The following is a 2,974-nucleotide window of genomic DNA, read 5'->3' on the forward strand; positions in this document are numbered from 1 at the left end:
TAGGTTTAGGCACCACCCATTCTGCCTAGAAGCCTCTAACTATTCCCACCCCTCCATCAGAACAGCAAACACGGTCATGGCGGAAGCGGGGCTTGACTTCCTGACATTGATCGGGATAATGGATCACAACAGTGCCCACCCGACTGGATCCGAAAGGATCCGACAGCGGTCGGGCCATTATTCTTTCCCGGACAACCGGCGTTCAGGCGAAAAGGAGCCGCCGGGACTGGTCGAGAAGACGGTTCTCGTTCGCGTCGTTCAGCTCGTCCAGAGTCGCGACCCTATCGATATCCTCCGGATCGCCTACATCGATCCCCGTCTCATTCAACGATTGCAACAGGATCCTGCCGCTGCGCACGTTCGCATCGTTGAAGCCGGATGCCTCCACGGTGAATTCCACATGCACCCGACCCTCATCCGGATACACCCGGATATTATCCACATGATGCCCTTTCAGAGCTCGGCGAAGATGATCGCATACCTCATCCAAGGAACCGAACGATGATCCGGTCAGCCCGAACGATGTGATCAGACGTATTCCGGTCATAAACAAAACCTCCCTGACGGTCATATCATCCCATGCGTCCTGCGGATCCGGCAATCACCATCGGCGGATACGAGAAGACCCCGACCATGACGGGCATGATCGGGGTCTTTCGGAAGCGGAATAACGGGAGCGGTCAGGAATCAGACGCCACACACGGACTCAGGGCAAATAGTTCCGGCGTTAGAATGTCCGTCATAGGATTCTCCGGTTCCGCTGCTGTAGCCGAATTCCTTCTTCGGCTTAGAGGAGGTTCCGCCTCCCTGGGACGTTCCGCCCGAAGTGTTGCCGCCTCCGGTGTATCCGGATCCTCCGTTGTTGTTCGAGTATCCGTATCCGGATCCCGAATACTGGTAGGAGGGCGTGTACGACTGCTGCGCCTGGGCCTGTGCCTGGGCGGCGGCTTCGGCTTCGGCCTTGGCTTTGGCCTCCTCATCGGCCTTCTTCTTCGCGTTGACCGAATCGTTGACGGTCTTCATCGCCTTTTCGAGCTTTGACTTCAAATCGTCGGCGGTCTTCGCATCCGTGACATTCTTGCCGGCCTGGTCGATGAGCTTGGACAATGCGTCGCGGGTCTTGCCGTCGGCGACCTTGTCCTTGGAGTCGTTCAGGAGCTTCCTCGCCTCGTCGATCTTCTTCTTCAGCGCGTCCTGCGCATCCTTCAATGTCTTGGCATCAATGCTCTTGTTGACATCATCCACGGCGGACTGGAGCGATTTCGCATGCTTCTCGTACCAGTCCGCGTTCGACGCGATGGTCTTGGCCGCCTCATCCAGTTCACCCTTGGACTCGGCCGTGCAGTACGCGGCGGTCGGGGTCTTCGCGTCCAGTGCGCTCTTCAACGCGTCGAGCACCTTGGAGTCGGCGACCTGCTTGACCGTCACCTCGGATGCGGTGGCCGCATCCCCGTTCACCAGCGCATTCCACTCGTTCACCTCGCCGCGCAGCGCATCCGACGCCTCGTTGCATGCCGCCCGGGCCTCGGCGAACGCCTTGCTCTCATGCACGCGATAGCCGATAACGCCGCCCACGGCCAAGGCCACGACGCAGACGCCCGCGATCGTCGGGATCAGCCACTTCGGGCGACCTGCGCCCGTCGCCCCGGCGAGGGTGTCGTCGGGGCCGGGAGTGTTCTTCACTTCTTCGCTCATCATGTTCTCCTGTTTCCGCTTCGCACTCCCCCAAACCCATGTTTCGGGGCAATGTGGCATAGTCTAGTCAGATTCCATAGACGAATATGAGAAAGGCCCCGACCATGACAAGCATGATCGGGGACCTGGCGAAGAAGCGGAATAACAGGAGAAATCAGGAATCAGACGCCACACACAGACTCAGGACAAATAGTTCCTGCAAGATTGGGATCATAATCATCGGTTCCGTTGCTGTAGCCGAATTCCTTTTTCGGCTTGGTGGCGGTTCCTCCTCCCTGGGATGTTCCACCTGAAGTGTTTCCACCGCCTGTATACCCGTTCCCGTTGGAGTATCCGTATCCGGATCCCGAATACTGGTAGGAGGGAGTGTACGACTGCTGCGCCTGGGCTGCCGCTTCGGCTTCGGCCTTGGCTTTGGCTTCCTCATCGGCCTTCTTCTTGGCGGTCATGCTGTCGTTGACGGTTTTCATCGCGGTCTCGAGCTTCGACTTCAACTCACCCGCGGTCTTCGCGTCCTTGACGTCCTTGCCGGCCTGGTTGATGAGCTTGGACAATGCATCGCGGGTCTTATCGTCCTGCACCTTGTCCTTGGACGAATCAAGGAGCTTCCTCGCCTCGTCAACCTTCTTCTTCAACGCGTCCTGCGCGTCCTTCAACGTTTTGGCGTCGACGCTCTTATTCACCGCATCCACGGCCTTTTGAAGACTTGATGTGTGCGTCTTATACCAGTCCGCGTTCGCATCAATCGTCTTGGCCGCCTCATCCAATTCAGCCCTGGAATCCGCCGTGCAGTATGCGGCCGCAGGGGTCTTCGCGTCCAGTTCGCTCTTCAACGTGTCGAGAACCTTCGCGTCCATAACCTTGTCCTTGGACACTTCGGATGCGGTGGCCGCATCGCCGTTCACGAGCGCATTCCACTCGTTCACCCTGGTACGAAGACCGTCGGAAGCCTCATTACAAGCCGTCTGCGCCGCCTTGAACGCGTTATCCTCATGCACGCGGTACGCGGCCACGCCGCCCGCGACCAAGGCCACGACGCAGACGCCCGCGATCGTCGGGATCAGCCACTTCGGACGACCAACACCCTTGGCCCCGGCGAGGGACTCGTCGGGGCCGGGAGTGTTCTTCGTTTCTTCGCTCATCATGTTCTCCTGTTTCCGCTTCGCACTCCCCCGAACACGATCGGGGCAATGTGGCATAGTCTAGGGTGTGTTTACTCTATGGTGCTTTGGTGACATGATGGTGGTATGTGTACGCCGAGGTATGACATCACGAGGGA

The 2,974-nt window shown here is 58.6% G+C and carries 3 protein-coding genes; all 3 read right to left on the bottom strand.

The annotated features are described in order from the left end of the window. Positions 1 to 202: 202 nt before the first annotated feature. A complete protein-coding gene (locus GFD25_RS11855) occupies positions 203 to 547 on the bottom strand; it encodes a hypothetical protein (protein ID WP_163233087.1) in 345 nt (114 codons plus the stop codon). A gap of 140 nt (positions 548 to 687) precedes the next feature. Next, positions 688 to 1,695, bottom strand: a complete 1,008-nt coding sequence (locus GFD25_RS11860) for a hypothetical protein (protein ID WP_239512568.1) — start codon at positions 1,693 to 1,695, stop codon at positions 688 to 690. Between the two features lie 161 nt (positions 1,696 to 1,856). Continuing rightward, positions 1,857 to 2,837: a hypothetical protein gene (locus GFD25_RS11865; protein ID WP_163233089.1), complete on the bottom strand. Its 981-nt coding sequence runs from the start codon at positions 2,835 to 2,837 to the stop codon at positions 1,857 to 1,859. Positions 2,838 to 2,974 lie beyond the last annotated feature (137 nt).

Origin of the sequence: Bifidobacterium aerophilum (assembly GCF_010667685.1) — a bacterium.
Taxonomy (GTDB): Bacteria; Actinomycetota; Actinomycetes; order Actinomycetales; family Bifidobacteriaceae; genus Bifidobacterium; species Bifidobacterium aerophilum.

Excerpts from the sequence above, each read along its gene's own strand:
- GFD25_RS11860 (WP_239512568.1), bottom strand. The coding sequence starts at position 1,695 with ATGAGCGAAGAAGTGAAGAACACTCCCGGCCCCGACGACACCCTCGCC.
- GFD25_RS11865 (WP_163233089.1), bottom strand. The coding sequence starts at position 2,837 with ATGAGCGAAGAAACGAAGAACACTCCCGGCCCCGACGAGTCCCTCGCC.
- GFD25_RS11855 (WP_163233087.1), bottom strand. The coding sequence starts at position 547 with ATGACCGGAATACGTCTGATCACATCGTTCGGGCTGACCGGATCATCG.